At 51.9% G+C, this 22,829-nt stretch carries 25 protein-coding genes and 1 pseudogene; 12 read left to right on the top strand and 14 right to left on the bottom strand.

Features of this window, described 5'->3' with window-relative positions; translation table 11 throughout:
* Positions 1–82: 82 nt before the first annotated feature.
* Positions 83–913: an ammonia-dependent NAD(+) synthetase gene (nadE, locus tag JJU14_RS09735; protein WP_228613054.1), complete on the bottom strand. Its 831-nt coding sequence runs from the start codon at positions 911–913 to the stop codon at positions 83–85.
* Between the two features lie 91 nt (positions 914–1,004).
* Between nadE and glnB the strand changes: the two genes are divergently transcribed.
* Positions 1,005–1,343, top strand: coding sequence for a nitrogen regulatory protein P-II (gene glnB, locus JJU14_RS09730; protein WP_091344933.1), 339 nt, complete (start codon positions 1,005–1,007; stop codon positions 1,341–1,343).
* Complete coding sequence (locus tag JJU14_RS09725) at positions 1,327–2,274, top strand: M28 family peptidase (protein WP_228612999.1); 948 nt, start codon at positions 1,327–1,329, stop codon at positions 2,272–2,274. Before glnB ends, JJU14_RS09725 begins: the two co-directional genes overlap by 17 nt.
* Before the next feature lie 17 nt (positions 2,275–2,291).
* On the opposite strand, the gene JJU14_RS09720 is transcribed toward JJU14_RS09725, so the two are convergent.
* A complete protein-coding gene (locus JJU14_RS09720; protein ID WP_228612997.1) occupies positions 2,292–3,824 on the bottom strand; it encodes a cryptochrome/photolyase family protein in 1,533 nt (510 codons plus the stop codon).
* A 137-nt stretch (positions 3,825–3,961) separates the two neighbouring features.
* On the opposite strand from JJU14_RS09720, the gene JJU14_RS09715 reads away from it, so the two are divergent.
* Both JJU14_RS09715 and JJU14_RS09710 read left to right on the top strand, forming a co-directional pair.
* Positions 3,962–4,375 carry a TraR/DksA C4-type zinc finger protein gene (locus JJU14_RS09715; protein WP_228612995.1) on the top strand — a complete coding sequence of 138 codons (414 nt, stop codon included), beginning with the start codon at positions 3,962–3,964 and terminating at the stop codon, positions 4,373–4,375.
* 70 nt (positions 4,376–4,445) lie between these two features.
* The gene (locus tag JJU14_RS09710) at positions 4,446–5,180 is read left to right on the top strand and encodes a DUF2796 domain-containing protein (RefSeq protein ID WP_228612993.1); all 735 of its coding nucleotides are present in this window, start codon (positions 4,446–4,448) and stop codon (positions 5,178–5,180) included.
* A 75-nt stretch (positions 5,181–5,255) separates the two neighbouring features.
* Here the strand turns inward: JJU14_RS09710 and JJU14_RS09705 are convergent, their stop codons facing one another.
* Positions 5,256–5,795, bottom strand: coding sequence for a DUF3299 domain-containing protein (locus JJU14_RS09705; protein ID WP_228612991.1), 540 nt, complete (start codon positions 5,793–5,795; stop codon positions 5,256–5,258).
* Between the two features lie 48 nt (positions 5,796–5,843).
* Between JJU14_RS09705 and JJU14_RS09700 the strand changes: the two genes are divergently transcribed.
* Both JJU14_RS09700 and JJU14_RS09695 read left to right on the top strand, forming a co-directional pair.
* On the top strand, positions 5,844–6,557 hold the full coding sequence (locus JJU14_RS09700) for an ATP-binding cassette domain-containing protein (protein WP_228612989.1): 714 nt from the start codon (positions 5,844–5,846) through the stop codon (positions 6,555–6,557).
* Positions 6,551–7,807, top strand: coding sequence for an FtsX-like permease family protein (locus JJU14_RS09695; RefSeq protein WP_228612987.1), 1,257 nt, complete (start codon positions 6,551–6,553; stop codon positions 7,805–7,807). Before JJU14_RS09700 ends, JJU14_RS09695 begins: the two co-directional genes overlap by 7 nt.
* Here JJU14_RS09695 and JJU14_RS09690 read toward each other — a convergent pair.
* The 4 genes from JJU14_RS09690 to JJU14_RS09675 all read right to left on the bottom strand — a co-directional run bounded on the left by JJU14_RS09690 (position 7,791) and on the right by JJU14_RS09675 (position 11,640).
* A complete protein-coding gene (locus tag JJU14_RS09690) occupies positions 7,791–8,546 on the bottom strand; it encodes a transporter substrate-binding domain-containing protein (RefSeq protein WP_228612985.1) in 756 nt (251 codons plus the stop codon). The genes JJU14_RS09695 and JJU14_RS09690 overlap by 17 nt on opposite strands.
* Positions 8,547–8,699: 153 nt before the next feature.
* The gene (locus JJU14_RS09685; protein ID WP_228612983.1) at positions 8,700–9,416 is read right to left on the bottom strand and encodes an MgtC/SapB family protein; all 717 of its coding nucleotides are present in this window, start codon (positions 9,414–9,416) and stop codon (positions 8,700–8,702) included.
* A gap of 142 nt (positions 9,417–9,558) precedes the next feature.
* Positions 9,559–10,911 carry a magnesium transporter gene (gene mgtE, locus JJU14_RS09680; protein WP_228612981.1) on the bottom strand — a complete coding sequence of 451 codons (1,353 nt, stop codon included), beginning with the start codon at positions 10,909–10,911 and terminating at the stop codon, positions 9,559–9,561.
* A gap of 15 nt (positions 10,912–10,926) precedes the next feature.
* A complete protein-coding gene (locus JJU14_RS09675; protein WP_228612979.1) occupies positions 10,927–11,640 on the bottom strand; it encodes a hypothetical protein in 714 nt (237 codons plus the stop codon).
* Positions 11,641–12,200: 560 nt separating this feature from the next.
* Here JJU14_RS09675 and JJU14_RS09670 point away from each other — a divergent pair.
* Positions 12,201–13,844, top strand: a complete 1,644-nt coding sequence (locus JJU14_RS09670) for a diguanylate cyclase (protein ID WP_228612977.1) — start codon at positions 12,201–12,203, stop codon at positions 13,842–13,844.
* Positions 13,845–13,873: 29 nt separating this feature from the next.
* Here JJU14_RS09670 and JJU14_RS09665 read toward each other — a convergent pair whose 3' ends face one another.
* From JJU14_RS09665 to JJU14_RS09655, 3 genes are all read right to left on the bottom strand, one after another.
* Positions 13,874–14,899: a metal-dependent hydrolase gene (locus tag JJU14_RS09665; protein ID WP_228612975.1), complete on the bottom strand. Its 1,026-nt coding sequence runs from the start codon at positions 14,897–14,899 to the stop codon at positions 13,874–13,876.
* The gene (locus JJU14_RS09660; RefSeq protein ID WP_228612973.1) at positions 14,899–15,294 is read right to left on the bottom strand and encodes a cupin domain-containing protein; all 396 of its coding nucleotides are present in this window, start codon (positions 15,292–15,294) and stop codon (positions 14,899–14,901) included. The genes JJU14_RS09665 and JJU14_RS09660 overlap by 1 nt, the downstream gene beginning before the upstream one ends.
* Positions 15,295–15,383: 89 nt before the next feature.
* Complete coding sequence (locus tag JJU14_RS09655; RefSeq protein WP_228612971.1) at positions 15,384–15,659, bottom strand: hypothetical protein; 276 nt, start codon at positions 15,657–15,659, stop codon at positions 15,384–15,386.
* A gap of 177 nt (positions 15,660–15,836) precedes the next feature.
* Between JJU14_RS09655 and JJU14_RS09650 the strand changes: the two genes are divergently transcribed.
* A complete protein-coding gene (locus JJU14_RS09650; protein WP_228612969.1) occupies positions 15,837–17,777 on the top strand; it encodes a bifunctional 2',3'-cyclic-nucleotide 2'-phosphodiesterase/3'-nucleotidase in 1,941 nt (646 codons plus the stop codon).
* A 23-nt stretch (positions 17,778–17,800) separates the two neighbouring features.
* Positions 17,801–18,514: pseudogene (gene rluF, locus JJU14_RS09645) on the top strand (23S rRNA pseudouridine(2604) synthase RluF); the annotation flags it as partial.
* 135 nt (positions 18,515–18,649) lie between these two features.
* Here rluF and JJU14_RS09640 read toward each other — a convergent pair.
* Positions 18,650–19,519 (bottom strand): MBL fold metallo-hydrolase, encoded by an 870-nt coding sequence (locus tag JJU14_RS09640; protein WP_228612967.1) that lies wholly within the window; start codon positions 19,517–19,519, stop codon positions 18,650–18,652.
* Positions 19,520–19,686: 167 nt separating this feature from the next.
* Here JJU14_RS09640 and JJU14_RS09635 point away from each other — a divergent pair, with 167 nt between their 5' ends.
* From JJU14_RS09635 to JJU14_RS09625, 3 genes are all read left to right on the top strand, one after another.
* Positions 19,687–20,493: a MaoC/PaaZ C-terminal domain-containing protein gene (locus JJU14_RS09635; RefSeq protein WP_228612965.1), complete on the top strand. Its 807-nt coding sequence runs from the start codon at positions 19,687–19,689 to the stop codon at positions 20,491–20,493.
* A 118-nt stretch (positions 20,494–20,611) separates the two neighbouring features.
* Positions 20,612–21,187, top strand: a complete 576-nt coding sequence (locus JJU14_RS09630; RefSeq protein ID WP_228612963.1) for a hypothetical protein — start codon at positions 20,612–20,614, stop codon at positions 21,185–21,187.
* 209 nt (positions 21,188–21,396) lie between these two features.
* The gene (locus JJU14_RS09625) at positions 21,397–21,804 is read left to right on the top strand and encodes a YccF domain-containing protein (protein ID WP_228612961.1); all 408 of its coding nucleotides are present in this window, start codon (positions 21,397–21,399) and stop codon (positions 21,802–21,804) included.
* Between the two features lie 27 nt (positions 21,805–21,831).
* Here the strand turns inward: JJU14_RS09625 and JJU14_RS09620 are convergent, their stop codons facing one another.
* From JJU14_RS09620 to vapB, 3 genes are read right to left on the bottom strand one after another with little or no spacing between them, the layout of a single operon-like run.
* Positions 21,832–21,984 (bottom strand): hypothetical protein, encoded by a 153-nt coding sequence (locus tag JJU14_RS09620; RefSeq protein WP_228612959.1) that lies wholly within the window; start codon positions 21,982–21,984, stop codon positions 21,832–21,834.
* Positions 21,985–22,034: 50 nt separating this feature from the next.
* A complete protein-coding gene (locus JJU14_RS09615; protein WP_228612957.1) occupies positions 22,035–22,436 on the bottom strand; it encodes a type II toxin-antitoxin system VapC family toxin in 402 nt (133 codons plus the stop codon).
* Complete coding sequence (gene vapB / locus JJU14_RS09610) at positions 22,436–22,669, bottom strand: type II toxin-antitoxin system VapB family antitoxin (protein WP_228612955.1); 234 nt, start codon at positions 22,667–22,669, stop codon at positions 22,436–22,438. The genes JJU14_RS09615 and vapB overlap by 1 nt, the downstream gene beginning before the upstream one ends.
* Positions 22,670–22,829: the final 160 nt, after the last annotated feature.

The following is a 22,829-nucleotide window of genomic DNA, read 5'->3' as shown; positions in this document are numbered from 1 at the left end:
ATAAAATCACCCATAGTCGTGAAATTATGATGAACAACGTTTATTTTGTCAATTTTATGTTTACATTGAACCAGCAAATACGTTAATCATATACTGTTGGAATAGGTTGCCGTTTGTGCTGAGTTTTTAAGTAGATGTCGATTAGCCGCTGCTGTACCTGCTCAGACACTGGCTTGCCTTCCAGGAAATCATCAATTTCATCGTAGCTCAGGCCAAGAGCTGCTTCGTCGGCTTTTTGTGGTTGCAGACACTCCAAATCAGCTGTCGGTACTTTTTTTACCAGTTCTGATGGAGCGCCCAGCCAGGCAGCCAGAGCGCGCACCTGGCGTTTGCTCAAGCCAAACAAAGGAGCGAGATCACAGGCCCCATCGCCCCACTTGGTGTAAAAACCGGTAATATTTTCTGCTGAATGGTCGGTTCCCAGCACCAGGCCGCCTAATAAACCCGCCAGATGGTATTGAATCACCATGCGGGTACGGGCTTTGACATTGCCTTTGCTAAAATCGACCCGGTTTTGATCGTCCACGGCGATCCCCATGGCCGCCATGGCACTGGAAGTTGCCTGATGAATCGCATCAGCGCCGGGTTGTACATTGATGCTTAGTGCTTTGCTTGGCTTAATAAAATCAATAGCCAGCTGTGCTTCAGCCTCATCGGCCTGGCTGGCGTAGGGCAAGCGCACGGCAATAAACCGATACTGCTGTGAACCTGCTTCATTTAACTCATCAACAGCCAGTTGGGCCAGCCTGCCACAAGTGGTTGAATCGACGCCACCACTAATGCCGAGCACCAGATTTGTTTGTCCGGATTGCTGCAACTGGCGTTTGATAAAGTCGACCCTGCGCCGGACTTCTGCGGCAGGGTCAATGCTTGGTTGTACGCGCATTTCTGCGATGATGTGCTCTGGTGTCATCCTGGTTTCCTGCTTTGAGGCGTAGGCCAATACCCAATCGCTTTCAGATAATGCTATCATAGAGTTAGTCTCTGTTCAGGTGGTTGTGTGCATGAAAAAAATTGAAGCGATTATCAAACCTTTTAAACTGGATGATGTGCGTGAGGCATTGGCAGAAATCAACATTACCGGTATGACGGTTACTGAGGTCAAAGGCTTTGGCCGGCAAAAGGGCCATACCGAACTGTACCGTGGCGCTGAGTACATGGTCGATTTTCTGCCAAAAGTGAAGCTGGAAATTGTAGTGACGGACGATCAGGTTGAGCGTTGCATTGAAGCCATCACCAAAACGGCCCACACCGGCCGTATTGGTGATGGTAAAATCTTCGTGCTGGATGTTGGGCGGGTGATCCGGATCCGCACCGGCGAGGAAGATGAAGAAGCTATCTAAGGGTATTTGGTGTTGCTTTGCCTGGCTTTGCACTGCCGTTACTCTGGCTGAACCAAGCCCTACGGCGCAATTGTTGCTTGATATCCAGCAGTTGTCCTCTGAACAAATGCAAGGGCGTGAAACCGGCACGGCAGGAGCCGCGAAGGCTAGGACTTATCTGAAAGAGCGCTTCAGACAACTGGAGCTCACCCCCTGGCAAGGCAGTTACCAATCGCATTTTGTTTATTACAAAGGTCGACGTCAGCAGTCAGGAATCAACCTGATTGGCTGGCTTCCAGGCTGCGATGAGGCCAGTGGCAGCATTGTCATAACTGCCCATTACGATCACCTCGGGATGCGCGGCAATCGCGTCTACTATGGCGCCAACGACAATGCCTCCGGAGTGGCAGTCCTGTTGGCCATTGCCGGCAAGCTGCAGTTGCAGGCTAAGCCATGCCTTAGTCATCATTATTTTTTTGTCGCAACCGATGCCGAAGAAAATGGCCTGCATGGCAGCCGGGCTTTTGTAGAAAACCCACCAGTGCCCCTTGAGCAGATGCTGCTAAATATCAACCTGGATATGTTGGCCCGTGCTGAGCCGCAGCAGCAGTTGTTTATCACCGGGGCGCGACGTTACCCTGAATTACGCCGACACCTGCAACAACAACCGGGAGAGCTTCGACTTACCTTTTTAACGCACCGAGGACCGCAGCGTCGCGGCTCCTTGTTGCAGGAGTTTGATTGGCCAAACAGCAGCGATCATGCGCACTTTCATCGGGCCGGAATTCCCTATCTGTTTTTTGGCGGCATGCCATTTGCTGATTATCACACAGCGCAAGATCACTGGCAGTCGATTAAACCGGAAATGCTTGAGCAGGTGTTTACCGTGATCTGGCAGACGATTCTCTGGGTTGAGGCCAGTTCAGCGCTGCAATTGCGACCAACAGACTAAAAAGGGCTTGCGCAATTTTATAACTGCTCTAGTTGTATTAGCAGCTGAGCCGCATGTTGACGGATAGCTTGCTGCTCCTGCTCTGGCTTTTTATGCCACTGCTGATAAGCCAACTGCAAGCGTGCATTGCCACTTAATTGATCACTATGGCGATCCAGGAAGCCCCAGTACAGTGCATTAAAGGGGCAGGCACCCTCGCCATGCATTTTTTTTACATCGTAAGGGCAGTGCTGGCAATAATTGCTCATGCGCTGAATGTACTTACCGCTGGCTGCATAGGGCTTGGAGGCAAGCACCGCATCATCAGCAAACAACGCCATGCCCAAGGTGTTGGGCAGTTCTACCCACTCAAAGGCATCGGCATAAACCGCCAGGTACCAGTCAGTCACTTCATCGGGGTTAAGCCCGGCCAGCAGAGCAAAGTTACCAGTGACCATCAAACGATGAATATGATGCGAGTAGGCATGATCAACGGTACTCTGTATCGCTTGTTGCATACAGCGCATGTTGGTGTTGCCGCTCCAGTAAAATGCTGGCATGGAGCGGTTGGCCGCCAGGGTATTGCGTGTTTTGTACTCCGGCATCAGCAACCAGTACAGACCTCGGACAAACTCTCGCCAGCCAATCAACTGGCGTATAAAGCCCTCGGCTGCATTCAGCGGTACCTTGCCGTCTTTATAGGCTTGCTCTACTTTCAGGCACATCCAACGCACATCCAGTAAGCCGATGTTCAAATACATCGAGCAGATACTGTGAAATAAAAAGGGCTGGTCCAGCAGCATGGCATCCTGATAATCACCAAACTGAGCTAACTGCTGCTCGACAAAATGTAAAAATGCCTGCCGCGCCTGTTTGCCGGTAACCGCAAGCCGAAAGGCGGTGGCATCGCCCATATTATGTGGGAAATGCGTTTCTACCAGCAAAATAACTTCCTGGGTAATGTTGTCGTTGTCAAATTGCAGTGGGGGTACTTGGACCAGATCAGGCGGACAAGCTTTTCTGTTGGCCTTATCGTAATTCCACTTACCACCCTCTGGCTGGTTTTTTTCATTCATCAACAAACGACTGTAGCGGCGCATTTCACGGTAAAAATACTCCATCCGGAACTGTTGTCGATCTTTGGCCCATTTGGCAAACTGCTGCCGGCTACACAGAAAGCGATCATCGGATAGTTGTTCTAGCGGTAAGTTGAATCGTTGCGCCCAGCTCGCTATTTCCTGCTCTAACCGATATTCACCACACTCGGTCAGCAGGATGCTGGTTAGCTCGGGGTGCTGTGAGAGAGCGTAAGCCACCGCATCGGTTAGACTGGACACAGACGGATGTTCGGCAAACTTCAAGTACATGAGCTGATGACCCAGTTGCTGCAAAGTATCGGCAAAATGACGCATAGCACTGAAAATCAGTACCAGTTTATGACTGTGATGTTTCGCGTAGCTGGCTTCAGTCATCACTTCAGCCATCAGAATCACATCGTCGTTTGCTACCGCCTGCAAGCTTGCTAGGGCGGGGCTGAGCTGATCGCCCAGTATTACGACTAATCGAGGCATGATGTTGTCCAGTTATGGTTTGCTTTAAGTTACGTAGGCTTGGCAAGGCACGATCAAAAGAATGGCAATGAAAGCATTTAAGTCTGCTGGTGAAAGAAAGTTGTTATGTTATATTGTATCTTTTCTGGAGGGCTCATATGTTAACAGAACAAGAGTTGCTGCAAATGCCGGCAGATGATTATATGAATGCCAGCCAACTGGCTTATTTCGAACAGCTGCTGCGCCAGCAAAAACAGGATCTACAGCGGAGAATAGAGCAAAGCAAGCAATCGCTTGGTAACCGCGAGGTGGAGCCTGATGAGCTGGACAGAGCTTTGATTGAAGAGGAAAACCGCCAAAGCTTGCGTCTGGTTGAACGTGAATACTTTTTACTGCGCAAAATTGAGCAGGCGCTGGATCGTATCGCCAGCAGGGAATATGGTTATTGTAAGGAGAGTGGACAGCCGATTGGTTTGAAGCGCTTACTGGCAAGGCCAACGGCAGAGCTAAGCCTGGATGCGAAAGAGCGGCAGGAAATGCAGGAAAAACACTTTAGTAAGCGACGGGGCTAGCTACTTTGCAAGCGGCAAGGCAAAGCGTATGATGGCAGATAAACTCGGTGTAAAGAGCGGGAGTAGAATGATGACAAGAGTAAATGCATTGGTAGTCACCACTTTGGCAAGCAGCTTGGTATTAAGCTCAGCTTTGATAGCGTCTGAAACGCAAGCGAACGAACATCGCCATGCCCACAGCCATGAGCATCAGCATGACCAGAGTGAGCCCGCAGAGCAATCACACGAACATGCTGCTTCACAACATAACCATGACCATAGCTCCTCGCATGATCACAATCACGCTCACAATCACAATCACAATCACAATCACAATCACGATCACAGCCATGATCATGACCATCATCACGATGATGAATTTACTCAGCTAGGTGCCCATGTGCATGGTGAAGCCTTGTTAACCTTTGTGCTGGAAGGCAACGAAGCCATCCTTGCGTTGCAAACGGCCGCTTATAATATTGTTGGCTTTGAGCATGCGCCCTCAACTGATGAGCAAAAGCGTGAAGTGCAAGCCGCTTTATCCATGTTATCTAAAGGCAGTTGGTTTGAGTTAAACCGTGATACCGGTTGTCAGGTAGAGCAGGCCGATGCCAGTACCGATTTAACTCGCTCAGGCCATCAGAACCATGGTGATTTTTATGCCAATTTTACTCTGCTCTGTCACAACCCGGCCCGGTTACAGTATCTGGATTTGTCACTCATTCAATTGATGCCAGCGCTAGAGCGGGTTCAGGTGCAGTGGGTGGTGAATGAGCGCCAGGGCATGAATACAGCGACCTTACGGGAGGGACGCATTCGTTTTTAATGTGCGTCGCATCAACCAATGAAAAAGCGCCCGAGGGCGCTTTTTCATTGGCACAACTGGTTTGGTTCACCAGCTTTACCAGGTGTATTCTTCGATGTGATCTGCTTTTAAACTGTAGGCCGCAAAAGCCAGATCGTGACTTATTGAGTCGGTGGTAAGTACGCCGGTAATCCAAAACGGCGTGTACATCATGTCAGCGGTCAGGCCTTTTGCATCGGTGACATAGATAATCTGATTTGGTGGCGGTGGCGGTACATGGATACAGGCACCAAAGTATGGCACCAGAAAAAAGCTGGTAACATTCTGGTTTTGATCAAATTCTAGCGGCACGATAAAACCAGGCAGGCGTATGCGCTGGTTATTAAATTCTTCCCGCACTTTGGCTGAAGTGAGGACTTGTTGCCATAAGCTGGCGTAAGGATCATCGGACGCATCATCAAACGGCGATGGTTGGCTGTAGTCGTGCTCAATATCCGGCAGCGTTTCCAGCAGCGCCAGATCCTCTTCCGGCATCAGATCAGTCCATTCCAGTGTACGCACCTCTTCAGCTTGCAACTGGGCGGAAGTAAATGCGACGGACAGCAACAGGATTGCTATAGACAGTACACGCATCATTGGAGCTTACTCCTGAACTTTGGTATAAATCATACCCATCATCTTACCATGAAGGTTGGACAACCGGTGACTGACAAGCCGAAAAAATATGTAATTGAACTCAAAAACCTGCGCTTTCGCTGGCCTGGCAGGCAAGGCTGGCAGCTGGCGCTGGATACCTTGCAGCTGGAAGCTGGTCAGCATTTGTTTATCCGTGGTGCATCTGGTTCAGGCAAAACGACCTTACTCAATTTACTCAGTGGCATCACCACACCGAATGAAGGTGAGCTCTGGTTGCAGCAAACCCCCATGCACAAACTGTCGGCGGCAAAGCGGGATACATTGCGGGCACAACAAATCGGCGTGGTATTTCAGCAGCTCAACCTGATCCCCTACCTGTCGGTACTGGATAATGTGCTGCTGGTGGCAGGCTTTGCTAATCAAGAGGCCCGTTCGCTGACCGACCGTGCCATTGTATTGCTGGAGCATTTGGGATTGGAGGTTGCGCTGCACCAGAAAAAAGCTGCTGAGCTGAGCGTCGGCCAGCAACAGCGGGTGGCGATTGCCCGTGCCTTATTACTGCGCCCGGCTTTGCTGATTGCCGATGAGCCAACCTCGGCGCTGGATGCTGATAACCGCGATGCTTTCATGCGGTTGATGTTGGCAGAGGCCAATGAAAGTGGCACCACAGTGATTTTTGTCAGCCATGATCAGGCGTTACAACGCTACTTCAACTGGCATTTACCGATGGATCAATTGGAGCAGGGAGTACAGCCATGCTGATCAAACTGGCGCGTTTAAGTCTTTGGAATCGCCGGGGTACCGTGCTGATGACGGTGTTATCCCTGGTCATTAGCATCAGCTTGCTGCTTGGTATTGATCACTTGCGTCATGAAGCCAAGAACAGCTTTACCAGTACGGTCTCCGGTACGGATCTGATTGTTGGCGCCCGCTCTGGCCAACTGAACTTACTGTTGTATTCTATTTTCCGTATTGGTAATGCTACCGCCAATATCAGCTGGGAGTCGTACCAGCGCATTCAGCGTCACCCGCAGATTGCCTGGACTATTCCGATTTCGCTGGGTGACTCACACCGTGGCTACCGGGTGGTAGGCACCAATCAGGATTACTTCGAGTTTTACCGCTACGCTGGTCAGCAACAGCTGCAATTGGCGCAAGGCGAAATTTTCGACGACGTATACGACACTGTGCTGGGTTCCGAGGTTGCCGCACGGCTTGGTTATCAGTTAGGGCAGGAGATCGTGCTGGCCCACGGTATTGGCCAGGTTAGTTTTAGCGAACATAAAGATAAACCTTTTACCGTAGTTGGCATCCTGGCTCCAACCGGGACGCCAGTCGACCAGAGCGTGCATGTCAGCTTGGAAGGGATTGAAGCGATTCATATTGACTGGCAGCAAGGGGCGCCTATGCCAGGTCGTCGGGTGAGTGCCGAGCAGGCACTGGAGATGGACTTAACGCCTAAAGCCATTACGGCTTTTCTGGTGGGGCTGAACTCCCGGGCCGCCACTTTTTTGGTGCAACGGCAAATCAATGAGTTTCGCGGTGAGCCTTTAACGGCCATTTTACCCGGCGTTGCTCTGGCAGAGCTCTGGCAGATGCTCAGCATGGTGGAGCGTTTGCTGCTGGTGATCACTGTGTTGGTGCTGCTGGCCGGGCTGGTGGGTATGACGACCACACTGCTCGCTTCGATGAAAGAGCGGCAGCGGGAGATTGCTATTTTACGAGCGGTAGGTGCCCATCCACGTACCCTGTTCTGGCTGGTGCAGCTGGAAGTCTTGTTGATAACGCTGGTCTCTTTGTTGCTGGCGATGGCGGTATTGATGGTCGGGCTCTGGTTTGGTCAGGATTTGCTGGCCAGTCGCTATGGCTTGTTTATCGGTTTGAACCCGATCCGGGAAAGCAGCCTGCAATTGATGGGACTGGTGCTTGGGCTGGCGCTGCTGCTGGGCTGTATTCCTTCCTGGCTGGCGTACCGCCGAGCGCTGACCGATGGCCTTAGTGTGCGTCTGTAGCGGGCAGTAAGCTTTGTAAGATGGTGCGGTATTGATTGCTGGCCTGTAACTGTTGCAGGCCACGATTGAAGCGCTCCATCAACTCCTCAGAACGAGGATCCTGCTTGGAGAGCACCAGATACATTGGCCGCTGCTCCAGGACGGGCTCCATGTACACAATGTCATCGGCGTATTCAGGCAGCAAGGTTTGCAGCAGGTAGAGACCGTTGAGCTTATCCGAGGGTACCAAATCGACCCGCTCCAGTGCCAGCATCCGAAATGCTTGCTCATCACTGGCAACTGCAATGGTATTTAATCGTGCACGGATTAAACCTTCCGGTTGTGCATAGCCTTGTACCACGCCTAAACGAAAGCGCGATTCAGCCAGTTGCTGGTAGTTGCGGAACTCCAGTGGCATGGCTCGGCGTTTAAAAAATACGATTTGATTGGCGTACATCGGTTGCGAGTACAAAAAGTGCTCGACTCTGTCTTCATTGTACCAGGCGGCGATCAGGCCCGCATAATGCCCCATTTTTGCCTCGTGCAGTGCGCGGCCAAAGGGCATAAATTCCACGTCAATCTGAATGCCTTGCAGCGTAAAGGCCTGGCGGATGATTTCAGTCACTACACCTTGTTGTGGTAAGTCTGCAGCATAGTGGGGGTGGTAATTGCTGCTGGCCAGCAGGATACGCTCGGCTTGCAGGGGGGAGCTCAGCAGCAGGCCAAAACACAGCAGCACGCAAGATACTGAGAATTTCATCAATATTCCTTTATTCGATACAACTCAATTGCGAGTATAACGACAGAACAAGAACACTGGCTTGATAAAAATGTGATATTTGATTGCTTCGCTGTGTCCGCAGCGGCTGCCTGGCAGACGCTGAGGAATTTGAAGGCTGCCTCGTGTTGAGGTTTACTCCGACGTACTGGTGCTCCAGTACGCCTGAGTGATAAAGGGCTTGTTCAGTAGTTTTTTACTGATGCGATCAAGTTCATCCCCATCAATCGAAATGCTGGCCAGCATGGCTTCAATTTCGATATCGTCATTGCCAAATGGCGCGACTTCCATGCCCCTTGCCGGTAGTCTGGCAGCTTCCAGTACCAGCTCTACCACATCTACGGCATGTTTTTGCTGCTGTTTATCCGCAATGACATGCAGGATGTAGGTTACTTCTGTCGACGCCACATCGATGGGTTGACGGTTGATTTGATTGACGATGGGCCGCAGCAGGGTATTGGCTGCCAGTACAAATAGTGTTCCCAGGATGGCCTGTGGCAGCAGGCTGGCACCGGCACTGGCGCCGATGGCTGCGGAGCCCCACAGGGTAGCCGCAGTATTGATACCGCGAATATTGCCTTGCTCCCGCATAATGACACCCGCGCCCAGAAATCCAACGCCGGATACCACATAAGCAATGACATGAGCAGCGCTTTGGGCGCCATTCAGGTTAAAGGCGATATCAACAAAGATTGCGGCCCCGACTGCAACCAACGCATTGGTGCGAAGACCAGCAGTGCGCTGCCGGTACTGACGCTCTAATCCGATTAAAGAGCCAAGTACAAAGGCTACGACCAGGCTTATCAGGCTGTCGAGCAATGGGATCAGTTGTATGTTTTGTATTGCGAGCATGGCGTTCTCCTATATTCTGAGCCATCTACGGCTGAGTGAGTGTTTGATGCGATCGCAATGTGCATCCCGGAGAACCACTGCCGAACCGGGGTTGGGAGCCGGCACGGCAGTGCACAACGAGGCTATTGCCGTTTGATGACGCTTAGCCGACCGGGATATCCAGAATCCAGGTGGCCATGGCAAAGTAAATGATCACACCACAGGCATCTGCAATCGAGGTAATGAGCGGCGCACTGGCAGCTGCCGGGTCCAGCTTAAAGCGGCTGAGCAAAAACGGCAGTGACATGCCAATTACGCTACCTACCACCACCACGATTTGCATGGTCAGAGCAACAACCAGGGCAATTTCAGGACCACCACGCCAAAAGCCAAGGGTGGATACTGCCAGTGCCATGGTCAGGCCGAGCAGGCCTGCTACGACAAACTCTTTGCCCAGCATTTTGGCCCAGTCTTTTATCATGACTTCGCCGGTTGCCATCGCCCGTACCATCAGGGTTGCAGCCTGAGAGCCGGCATTACCGCCACTGTCTACCAGCAAGGGCAGGAAGAACACCAGCGCAATGTACGCTTCAATGGTGTCTTCAAAGTAGGCAATGCCTGCGCCAGAGAAGATATTGCCAAATACCAGCAACACCAGCCAGAACACCCGCTTACGGTACAGCAAGTTGATGGATGCATCCTTGATGTTGCCAACAATTTCACTGACCGCACCGACTTTACGAAAATCGGTCGTGGCTTCTTCAGCTGCCACATCCATCGCATCGTCGTAGGTCACGATACCAACCAGCTTGTCACCACCATTGGTGACCGGCAGTGCAATCAGGTCGTACTTGGCGATCATCTGCGAGGCCACTTCCCGCGGCGCATCCGCTTTGACATACACCGGATCATGGGTCATAAAATCACCGATAATGGCGCTTTCATCGGCCATAATCAGATCTTTAAGCGACACAGTGCCCACCAGACGGCGATCGGAGTCGACTACATAAGCCTGATAGATGGTTTCTGTATCCGGCGCGGCTTTACGTAGCTGTGCAATGCCTTCTTTGGCGGTGCGTTTGGCATCCAGCAAGGCATAGTCGGATGTCATCACAGAGCCGACCTTGTCTTCTCCATAGGCCGCCAGTTTGCGGATATCTTCCCGCTCTGCTTTAGCCAATACCGGCAGCAGACGCCCTTGCTGGTCTTCCGGCAGCAGATTGAACAAATCGGCCCGCTCATCCGAGGCCATATGCAAGAACAGCTCTCCCAGCGCTTTTGATTCCAGGCTGGGTACAATCTCAGCTTCCAGCTCTTTTGGTAGGTAGCCAAACAGCAGGGCACGTTCTTCGACCGGCGTCAGGCTAAGTAACTGGGCAATTTGCGCTACCGTAAAGCTGCTGAGCACTGCGCCAATATCGGCCGGGTGGCAACGGCTGACCAGTTGCGCCATATCGTCTTTGTCTTTGCTGAGCAAAACGGTGCGCAGGTTAAAAATCAAATCTTGTGCATTCATGATATCTCTCCCTGCTTAAAAGGCGGTGAAGTAAAAGACAAAGCCAGCACTGACCCAGTGCTCATTGGCGCTGCTGCTGAGCCGGTTGCCATAGCTGATATCCAGCTGCAGCCGCTCAGCTTTGGGCTCAAAGCGATAGCCCAGCTGGTAAAAGGGCCGGCCAGCTGTCTCACGGAAAACTTCAACAAAAGCCCAGTGGTTGTTGAATACTTCACGCTCCAGCGCCACACCAGCAGTCCATTCATTGCGGCTATCGCGGTTGCTGGCATAGCCAAGATTGCTGTGCAGCAGCCAGGCATCGTCGGCAAAACTGTGCGTAACAGCCAGGTTGAGATGCTGATCGCCGCGAAAGCTCCCTTGCGCAAAACCATGGCTAAAGCCAAGGGTGGCGCCCCAGTTGTTTGGCTCCAGCACGCGCAGTTCGGTTTTTGCTGCCAGTTCATACAATTCGGGTGCACCGGCGGTTTGGCTGGCATAGCCAAACCCCCATTCAACGCCTGCCAGCTGGCACGCCGGCGCCAGCCAAAACTCATTGGGGCCACGGTTACGCTGCCACCAGCTTTCCAGCTGGCAGTCGTCGACAAGGGTGGCATCATCGGTGATCATCGGACGACCGGCGTATGCCAGGCTGCTGACACCAAGTAAAACAAGGGCCAGAGCTGTCAGAGACAACGATTTGGTTGGGGCTACGGTTGCATCACGCAAAGCTACATGGTTTTTAGTCAACATGCGCCTTATCCTCTTCGGTTGAAGCGGTTGCCAGCATGAGAAAACAGAGTGTGTCAGGCAGTCTGTGGCCGCCAGTTCAGCAAAAGGAAAGGTTCGGTCCGTTTACTGCTGTATAAGCAAGCGCAAGTGCGCAGCAGACAAAGCGATACAATCAATTGCGATTAACGCAATTGCTATAAACCGATGGTATTGAATAGAGATGAAAGGAGTATGACAAAAGTGTCTACTTAACATAACTATTCTGCGCTTGGCAGAATAGTGCTAAAGACCAGACTGCGAAGCGTTAAAACATTCCTCGTGTTGACTGACAATCGACAGACCAACGCCTACTTCCAGGTTGTTCGCCCACGATGGGTCTCCGCAGTGGTTAAAGTTGCGGCGCATTATAAGTATTCAAGTTCACTTTGCAAGCCTTTCTTGCCACTTCTGCAAACGCTAAGTTGTACTTTACCGGCTTATGGGGTTAAGGAAAAAATCTTGAAATACTTATTTTTAATGGCTTTTAGGCTGGAAATTCGCTACTTTTTACAAAGTAGTTTTTTTCTCATGAAGAGCAGGCAATGCCAGCATCGCAACAGCAGATTCAGCAGCAATTGGAAGCGTTGCAACAAAGTTATTTGGTGCGCTTGCAGCAGGATTGGCCGGAGATTACCGCCATGGCAGGCCAGTTGCTTGATGTAAGCGACACCAGCTGGCAAAGCATCGCTAAAACACTGAAACAGCGCTTCCATACGCTGGCAGGCTCTGCAGGTACTTTTGGCATGCCAGAACTTGGCCAGCAAGCTAAGGCGCTGGAAATGGAGCTTGATTCATGGCTGGAGATTGATGTACGGCCCGAAACTGAGCTTAAGCAGCAGTTTCTGCAGATGGTAGAGGAGCTCAGTAACCACAGCAGCTATGTACTCGAAGTCGCGCCGGAACCCCTGTTTCAGGCGACCGATGATGAATTTACCCGCAAAGCGCATATCCTGGTGTTCAGTAAAGACGGTGAGCTTGGCAAACAGCTGACATCGGCGATGGATCCCTTTGGTCATCAGGTGGTCAGTTGCCGCACATTGGAAGAGTTAAAAGCAGCTGTGGCTGTGCAAGAGCCCGATGTGCTGGTGCTGGATATGCCGCAGAGCCGCCTGGCAGATGGGCTGAAAAAACTGTTGCAGCAATTGCTGGCAAATCAACAACAGCCCACTGTACTGTTTGTCGTCGGTGAAAAAGAAAGTTTTAACCAGTATCTGACAGCAGTGCGTTTGGGTGCTGGTGGTTACTTTAGCAAACCGGTGGACGCAGCGGCCATTGAGCTGCGTATTCAGCGTTTACTGGCCCTGCGCCAGCAAGCGCGTTTTCGGATCCTGATTGTCGACGACGATGTGATGCTGGCACAGCATTACCAGCTGATTATTGAGCAGGCTGGTATGGAAGCCAAAGTGGTGAATGATCCCACCAAGATGTTGATAGGTTTGCAGGGCTTTCAGCCTGATGTCATTCTGCTGGATGTGAATATGCCTGATTGCAGTGGCCCGGAGCTGGCGCAGATCATCCGTTTCAAGGATGAATGGCTTGGGGTGCCTATCGTCTATCTATCGTCAGAAACAGATAGTCAGCGCCAACTGGATGCATTGGTAAAAGCCGGTGATGATTTCATATCCAAACCCATTACCGATCAGGCCTTGGCCGTGACAGTGTTTGCCCGAGCCCAACGTGCCAGACAGCTGGCGGAGATGATGACCCGTGACAGCCTGACTGGCTTGCTACAGCATGCCACCGTTAAAGAACGACTAAACGATGAGATTGCCAAAGCCAAGCGCAGCAAGCAGGAATTGATTGTAGTGATGCTGGACTTGGATCACTTTAAGCGGGTCAATGATCAGTACGGCCACCTGGTTGGTGACCAGGTCATCAGCAGCCTGGCGAATTTGTTGCAACAAAAACTGCGCAAAACCGATGTGATAGGGCGTTATGGTGGTGAAGAGTTTTTACTGGCCTTGCCGGATTGCTCTTTGAAAAAAGCCAAAACCATTATCGATGGTATAAGACAGTCGTTCCAGGCCATTCCTTTCAGTGCTCAGGAGCAGTTGTTTCAGTGTACTTTCAGTGCCGGTCTGGCCCGGGTTGATACCAGCCAATCGACCGATGAGAACATCGACCGGGCCGATCAGGCGCTGTATCAGGCCAAGCACAATGGCCGCAACCGGGTAGAGCTTGCCTGATTTGGCAACCGCCAAAAGCTGGCCGTAAGTCAGTCGCAGTCTGGCTGGCTGCGCACTGTGATCTCCGAGAGTGGCCTGGCTTCCAGCCAAAAACGACGAAAGGCCCAGGCCCAAATCTCAAGCATCTGGTAGGGTTTATCCAATTGCACTACGGCTATCGGTTTAAGCTCTGTGCCTTGCTGGCAAGCCAGGCTGAATTCAAACGCATAATTGCCCTGCATGCCCATCCGTAAATCGGCCATAGTGAGCAACTGGCTGCGTTGAAAATAACCGATAAAGCCATGGCTGAAACGGGTGAGTTCTTGCGCCGCCGGAAGTTGGCTCAGTGCTTTGGCTTGCTCTGGAAAGGCATGCTGACGAAACTCGATCAGAGTTTTGCCATCATTCAGTGCATAAAAGCCTTCGCGATAGCCCTCTGCGTCCATCACAATAACCCGCCAGACCAGGGTGTTGAGCGCTGTCGGCTGCACCAGCCGCTCATAATGCGCCAGCTCGGGATGCTGCTGATCGAGTTGCCACAACACCCATTGCTGCGCCAGCAAGCCCCAGCCTAAGTAGAGCGAAGACAGCAGCAACCCCAACTTATTAAAGCCAAGCCCAGACCCGGGTAAGCGCCAGGCCAGGCCAACGCCAATCAGCAGTGGCAGGGTGTAGAGCGGGTCAATCACAAAAATACTTTCCAGCGCAAAGGGATAGTTGCTAAACGGCAGTGCCAGTTGGGTGCCATAGGTGGTAAAGGTATCCAGCAGGCTGTGGGTAACCAGTACCAGCCAGATAGCCAACCACCAACGTAGGAACAGGGCTTGTTGCTGATGCCAGCGACAAATCAGCCAGGCAAGAAGTGGCGAGAAAAGTGTTTGGTAAAAAATGGCATGGCTTTCGCCGCGATGGCGCAGCATATTGCTTAGGTCATCACCATAATGGATAAACACATCCAGATCGGGCAGGGTGCCGGCAACCGCCCCCCACAAGGCTGCTTTTTTCACCGGGGTGGACTTGCCCATGACGGCAACGGCGACAGCTGCGCCAAGCGCGGCCTGAGTGACAGAATCCATCAGTCGTCTACCAGCACCCGATCCGTTGGATCAAAGCGGGGCGATTGAATGGACAGAACTTTTAGTGGTTGCTCGGAAGTGATTTCCAGTACTCCATGAACAGTACCTGGCGGGATCAGCAGGTAGTCACCCGATTGAATGTTTAGTTCATCATCGGCCAGGCGCATGCGAGCGCTGCCTTGCAGCACATAGATTTGCTCGGTATGGCGCTGGTGGTAATGGTTGGGTACAACACCTGTGATGGTCAGTAAAAAACTGCTGCTATGCTCCGTTGTTGCCAAAGGTTGGTTGTGAATGGCCGGGGCATCGGCTGGTGCTGTCAGCTTAGGCAAATGCAACACGACCGCCGAACAGACGATAGCTGGCAAAGCGACCAGAACGGCGGAAAAACTCATGGACAGGCCCTCTTCATTAAAGGGAACAGCTTAAAAGAAGGCCAGTAGTCTGTCCAGTGAACTGCTGCGTTGCAGCGCAGCAGCAATCGTTAGTGGGCCCGGTAAAGGCGGCAAAAGTAGTCGATAATGGAGTCGGAATCAAAACGGCTAAATTTCAATTGATGCTTTTGCACAATGGCGTCAGCCAGAGATCGTAAGGTGACATCCAGCGACTGCCCACAAGGGCGGGTGAGCTCATGACGGCTGAACAGGTAATTCAGTGCAACCGAGGTGTAGGACTTCCCAGCCGCAGGCTGAACCAACTGCAGTTCGTGCAGGCGAACGCCAAGGTTGCGTAATTTTTCTAAGCGACTTTGTTCGTTCATGCTGCATCCTCCATCTGAGTGAGCGGGTTATCCGGTACATAGAGGTTATCGCCTCAAATACAGGAAACTTGAGCGCAATTTGACACAAGCTGAGAGTAAAGGCCGTAAAATTGTCACGCAAAAAATGCTACAATTCGCTGATTCAGGATCTTAGTGAAGCCTAATGAAGAGAGTTCCATGAGAAAAACCACCACTTTTGCATTGCTGGCGCTGTTTGCTTTGTCTTTGACCGGGTGTTCACCAAGCCCGGAGCGGGTGCAGCACCTCGAGCTGCGAATTATGCATACCAATGATTTGCACGCCCACATGCTGGGGTACGATTATTTCCAGCAGCGTGAGACCGATCGTTTTGGCTTGGCGCATACTGCGGCTTTGGTGCATCAGGCCAGGCTGGAGCAGCCAAACAGCCTTTTGCTTGATAACGGAGATACCATTCAGGGCAGTGCGCTTGGCGATTGGGCCCATGCTCAGGGTTTGGTGTATCTTAAGCAGCAACGCCATCCGGTGATCCGGGCGATGAACTATCTGGGCTATGATGCCGCGGCGCTCGGTAATCATGAATTTAACTATGGCCTGGAGTTTCTGGATGCCACCATTGAAGGTGCCACTTTTCCGTTTTTATCGGCCAATGTGTTTGAGCCGGATGCCGCAGCGGACGACTGGCAGGCTAGCCGCTATACGCCTTATGTGATTCAAAGCCATAGCTTTGTTGGCACTGATATGCAGCGCCATGATATTCAGGTGGGGATTTTGGGCCTGGTACCGCCGGATATTCTGCGTTGGGATCGGCATCATCTCGAGGGCCGGGTACAAGCACGGGATATGGTAGCTACTGCTCAGTATTTTGTGCCGAAAATGCGCGCTGAAGGGGCGGATGTGGTGGTGGTGATTGCCCATACCGGTCTGAGGGATTACGGCGACTACCCGGAAGGTGCCGAGCAAACCGGGCTTTATCTGGCACAAGTTGAAGGGGTAGATGCTTTATTGCTGGGCCATCAGCACCGGCAACTACCGGGGCCGGATTATCAGGGCATGGCCGGGGTGGATGCCGAGCGTGGTTTCATTCATGGCGTACCTGCCGTGATGGGAGGCCAGTATGGCAGTCATCTTGGGGTGATAGATTTAACGCTTAAGCAGACCGATGGCAGCTGGCAGGTGGTTCATGCTGCCAGTGAGTTACGCCAGGTGGGTCCAGAGCGCGATGAATTGCTGGTGGCCTTACTGAGCGACGAGCAAGCGCAAACCCTGGCGATGCTGAATCAGCCTTTGGGAGCTACCGATGGCGCCATTGAAAACTTCTTTGCCCGGGTAGCACCGAATACGGCTGTATCTTGGGTCAATCAGGCGCAAAGCTGGTATGCAAAAACCTTGCAGCAGCAAGGTGAGCTGCCGGATTTCCCCATTATCAGTGCGGCGGCACCTTTTCGCAGTGGCTTTGGCGGGCCGGAAGATTATACCCATCTGGCTGCTGGCCCACTGACCCTGGGTAACATCGCGGATCTGTACATTTACCCCAATACCTTGCGGGTGATAGAGCTCAGTGGCAGTGAACTGCGTGACTGGCTGGAAATGTCGGCCCGAACCTTTAACACCGTCGAAGCAGGTAAGGATGAGTGGCAGCAACTGCTGGCACCGCGCATTCCCAGTTACAACTTCGACATGATGAGCGGGCTTAGCTACCGCATTGATTTGAGCCAACCTGCACGTTTTGATGGCGAAGGCCAACAAGTGAGTGATAGCCATCGTATTGTTGAATTGAGCTATCAGGGCCAGCCGGTTCGTGCCGATCAGCGCTTTTTGCTGGCCACCAACAATTACCGGGTCAGTGGTGGCGGCTTTTTTCCCCATGCCACAACAGCACCGGTGCATTACACCGGTCAAATGGAAGTTCGGCAGATCATTGCTGCCTTCACCCGCGAGCAGGCAAAGCAGCACGGCGAAGCCATTCCGGTGCAATTGCAACAGAACTGGCAACTAAAGCTGCCGGTCGGGGCTCGGCTGGAGTTTCGCAGCAGCAGCCTGGAAGCAACCAAAGCCAAAGCTGAACAGCATCCACGCCTGCAGTTTATTGGCCTGGATGATGACGGCTATGGCCGCTATCAGTATCTGCCGGAGTAAGCATTTTGAGCGAAGCAGCAGGCATGCGCCTGAATAAATACATCAGTGAAACCGGTATCTGTTCACGGCGCGAAGCCGATCGGTTGATTGAACAGGGCCAGGTGCTGGTCAATGGCAGCCTGGCTGAAACTGGCATGAAGGTGAGCGACAGCGACTATATCGTGGTGGCGGGGCAGCCGCTGAAAGCCAAGCCTAAGGCGGTCTATCTGGTGTACCACAAGCCGGTGGGGGTGGTCTGTACCACCGACACCGCGGTCAAAGGCAATATTGTCGATGCGGTGAATTATCCACAGCGCATTTTCCCGATAGGCCGGCTGGATAAACCTTCTTCCGGCCTGATCTTGCTAACCAACGATGGCGACATCGTCAATAAGATTTTGCGTGCCGGCAATGCCCACGAAAAAGAATATCTGGTTAGTGTTGATAAGCCCATCAACCGCCAGTTTTGCCAACGGATGGCGGCTGGCGTGCCCATTCTTGGCACAGTAACCAAGCCGTGCAAGGTCACGCAAATTGGGCCGGATAGGTTTTCCATTATTCTGACCCAAGGACTAAACCGGCAAATCCGCCGTATGACCGCTTATCTTGGTTTTGAAGTGACCCGCTTAAAACGCATTCGCATTATGAGCATTCAGCTGGCCGATTTAAAACCTGGTCAGTGGCGTGAAGTAACCCCAGCTGAGTTTGCTTTGCTGAGTGATTTGCTGAAAGACTCGGTGAAAACTGAAGAAGCATCGCAAGGAGCCGGAGCTGGTGTCAAAAAGCGAGGCCATCAACCACGCATCGAGCGGCCAAAGCGTTCATACCACTCGGGCTAGCCAGTCTGGCTAGCCCATTTCGGCTAAGAGAGCATAAGAGAGCAGGGCGCAGCTTTAATCTGCCAGTGCCTGATATAAAGTGCGGATCCAGCGCTCTTCGGTAATGAAACTCCAGTGCCAGCCGCGCCACTGCTCGCCCAGGCCGCGCGTTATCATCGATTCCAGTGTCAGGCCCTCGCTTTTATACTGCTGTACCTGAGCCAGAGTGGCTTCCATCATATGCAATTCGCGTTCTAAGCCAGCTCGGTTGGTTAAAGCGCCATGGCCTGGGATCACCTGAGTGCTGGCATCAATGTTGGCAATGACATGGCGGGTTACGTCCATATAAGCCTGCAGGTTGCCGCCTGAATTGGTGTCGACAAATGGGAAACGTCCCTCAAACATCAGATCGCCCATATGCACCACATTCGCCGCTTTAAACCAGACAATGCTGTCGCCATCGGTATGGCTTGGCTGCATGGCGGTCAGCAAAATTGTCTGTCCATTCATGTGCAGGCTTAATTGGTCGGTGAAGGTCAGGTTTGGCAAGCCTTCCGCCGGGAAGTTACTATCCGCTCGCAGGCGCTTTCGCACATTGTCGTGAGCGATAATGCGGCCATCTGCGGCCAGTTTGGCATTTCCACCGACATGGTCGCCATGAAAGTGGGTATTGACCAATACTTGCAGCCTTTGCCCTTGCGCCAGTTCATCAAGTTTGGCTTCAATCTTGCCAGCCATTTCGGCAAACTGGGCATCAATCAGCAGGATGCCATCATCCCCGGTCAGGGCTGCCATATTGCCGCCGGCTCCTATCAACATATAAAGTCCCGGGGCAAGCTCGGTAGCTTCTATCTGTACATCGGCAAAGCGGTCGGCCAGTGCCCGGCCGCTAAAAAGTAGCAAAGCACTGCAGAGGAACAGTGATAGTAGTTGTAATGTGCGCATTTAGGATCTCCAGGGTGGTTGCGAACAACAAACAATAGTCGTTAGTATCAAAGCCTAGTGAATTTCAGCCAAATTGGATCATTTTGGATAAAAATAACCCAGCCGCGCGCTCTTTGTTATCAGCGCAGAAATTACCGAATCTTACAGCCAGCTACTTCAGGGCATTGATGGCGCGTGGTAGCAAAGCATCCGAGAGCCTAAGTGCCGAAGTGCTGTTACCAGCTTTGCCACAACCGGTGGATTATCTGACACTGTGCCAGCATCCAAGCCAGCATAGTGCACCTTGCTGGTTTCAGGTGGCAAGCTTTCCTTTGCAGCTTTATCTGTTAACTCAGCGCCGATTTCCATTGGCAGCCATTGGCCTGGTGCATCTGACGAACCGCATTGAAGTGTTGGCACCACCAGATCCGCACAGTCCGGTGCGCATGGCGGTGCACTCTGGCTTGCCAGAGCCGCATGCCAAAGGCCAGCTGGTTTGGCTGGAGATTGCCTTCTATCAGCATGGACAACTGGTGTGGCGCAGCAGAGCCAGCTATTTGCAACGTCAGCAACAAAGCGACCCTAAACAGGATAGGCTACCACCTGCAGCGACAAATGCTGTATTGTCCCTGGCACAGCATAGTACCCTATGGACGCTGCCAGCCAGCCTGGGCTGGCGCTATGGTCGTTTATCCGGCGATCTAAACCCTATTCATCTGCACCCTTTGCTTGCCCGCTTGTTTGGCTTTAAAGCCAACATCGCTCACGGCATGTGGAGCAAAGCCCGCTGCCTGGCCGAGCTGGCAGCACAGGGGGCCTTACCTGAACCGCCTTATCAGGTCGAGGTGCGTTTTGCCAAGCCCATTTTTCTGCCTGCCAAAGTACAGTGTCATTGGCAATCAACAACAGATGGCTGTGATTTTGCGCTGCTCTCTGCCGATGGCGTTCTTTGTCATTTGCAGGGCACAATCATGCCTATCCGCAACGAGTGTTGAGGCAACACTGTGGTTGATTTCAGCGCAGGTTCAGGCTGAGAAGCTTCTTATGGGGTTTAAGCAAGCAACCGGCTGTGAAACCTATCATCAGCCTTTAGCCACTATAAGGTATCTAAGCATGAATAAAAGCCTCAGTCGCGTGATCAGTTTCTGTAGTCTGGCCCCCTTGTTGGTAGTGGCTGGCACTGCATGGGCCGATACGGTGCTAACCGATGCCAACCTGACCAAACTGGAAGCGGCTTTGCCGGCTCTGGCTAAGGTAGAGCAGGACAACGTCGCTTCGTTGTATCAAGTTCGCTTGCAAGCGCATTGTGATTGGTCGCGCCATGCCGCCGAAGTTCGGGCGCAGCAAGAGGGCCAGGGCTATCTGGACGAGGTGGATAGGATTTTGGCAGAGCACGCGCTGACAGCGCCGCTTTTTATGGAGTTAACCGCCAAGGGCAGTTGGCCGGTGCTGGATTCAATGCGGCCCATGCTGCAGGTATCGCGGCGCGCTTTACCATTCTTACCAGAGCCACAGCGCCAGCAAACTGTTCAGGTGTTGGATCAAACCGAGCACATGACCCAGGCCATCGGCCCCTGCCTGACCGAGGCAGATAAAGCAGCGTTGCAGCAGCATCGCGGGCGCTTACTGGCAATGGCCAGCCGTATGCCTGGTGGCCTGATCCCCGCTAGCGCAGATATCCTGCCCTGATCGAAGCGAACCATTGCAACGATAAAGCAGGCATCGGCTATTGCCATAGCAGCTAAATTAAGGTGAGATTGACTAACCTTTTGGCTGGGCAGGCTATTGCAGGTATCACTGTAAGTGTAAGTTACTGATTAAAAATAATATAAAAGTTGGCATGCTCGCTGCTTACTACAAGGAAGTCGTGTACATAAATCACTTTGAAAGGATAAAACATGGGATTGTTTCGCTTTATTTTTAATGTACTTTGGTTCGTGCTGGGTGGCTTTGTGATGGGGCTGGCCTGGTGGCTGGCCGGTCTTATCTGCTTTATCAGCATCATCGGCATTCCTTTTGGCCGCTCCTGCTTTGTGATTGGCCAAATGGCTTTTTGGCCATTTGGAAAAGAAAGCATCAACCGGCGTTACATCAACCGGGCCGAGGATATTGGCACCGGGGCTTTAGGCAGTATTGGCAATATCATCTGGTTTATCTTTATCGGCATTTGGCTGGCGATAGGGCACCTGTTTCATGCACTGATCTGCTTTATTACCATTATCGGCATTCCATTTGGCCTGCAGCACATTAAGTTGGCGGCACTCACGGTAGCGCCGATTGGCCAGACGATTGTTAGTAAGGCTTAAAAGCCAACTGGTAAGCTGCCATAAAAATCAGCGCTTGATGTCATCAAACAAGTCATCAAGCGTGGTTTTGGATGTCACTGCTATGCCTTCGCCTCGCGCAAGTTGTTCGGTACCAATCTTAAGCTGCTCACACAACAGTGCTAACGTAATTTGGTGGCTCCAGTTCTCATGAGTGTCCATAAAGCGCAGTCTGTTCCTTTCATCCGAGCTGTGTGTAAAAGATTATTTCTCTATTCGATCCAATTTTCCAGCCTTAAACCCTGAATTCGTTCAAACTCTCTAAGGTTGTTTGTTACCAGAATTTGCCCCTCACTTCTGGCATGGCCGCTTATATGCAGATCATTCACACCTATTGGGGTGCCTGCTTTTTCCAGCTCGGAGCGAATATCACCATAATGCTGAGCAGCCTTCTCCCCATAGGGTAAGATGACCAGTCGTGAAACAAAGTCTTCCACTGCCTGGCGGTTTTGTTCTGGTTTAGCGCTTTTTTCAACACCATGGCAAAGTTCTGCATAGGTAATGGAGCTGATGCACATCAGGCCTGCATTCTTGTTAAAGGTTACAGCCACTTCGATAGGGCGGCGCTTTATCACGTAGATACAGATATTGGTATCCAGCATGTATTTCAGCATCAAAAGGCTTCCCGCTCTTGCTGCTCTTGTGATGCACGCTCTGTCATAAAATCGTCGGTAACCGCAGTACCATGCAGGAAAAAAGAATCCCAGCTATTAGCAACCGGCGTTAGAATGCGATCCTGACCAACAACACGAACTGCGACTTTTTTTACGTCATCAGGAAAACGCGCATCAACCGGTAAGCGCACCGCTTGGGTGTTGTTGTTTTTAAACACAGTACCAGTACTCATCACAAGCTCCAGCATGCAAGTAGATAGTCTGAGTATATACCTGTTTTTTTAAAGCTGCAAAGTCAGGGAATAAAGAGTTGGTTTGAAATGATGCTTATTTTGTTAGTAAGCGTCCGGCGATCACAGGTTGATACTCTAATTTAAGTGTCCACTTAATTTT

Source organism: Alkalimonas sp. (assembly GCF_020831925.1).
Taxonomy (GTDB): Bacteria; Pseudomonadota; Gammaproteobacteria; order Enterobacterales; family Alteromonadaceae; genus Alkalimonas.
The sequence above is the reverse complement of the archived record's forward strand: the minus strand, read 5'-3'. Positions and strand labels throughout refer to the sequence as shown.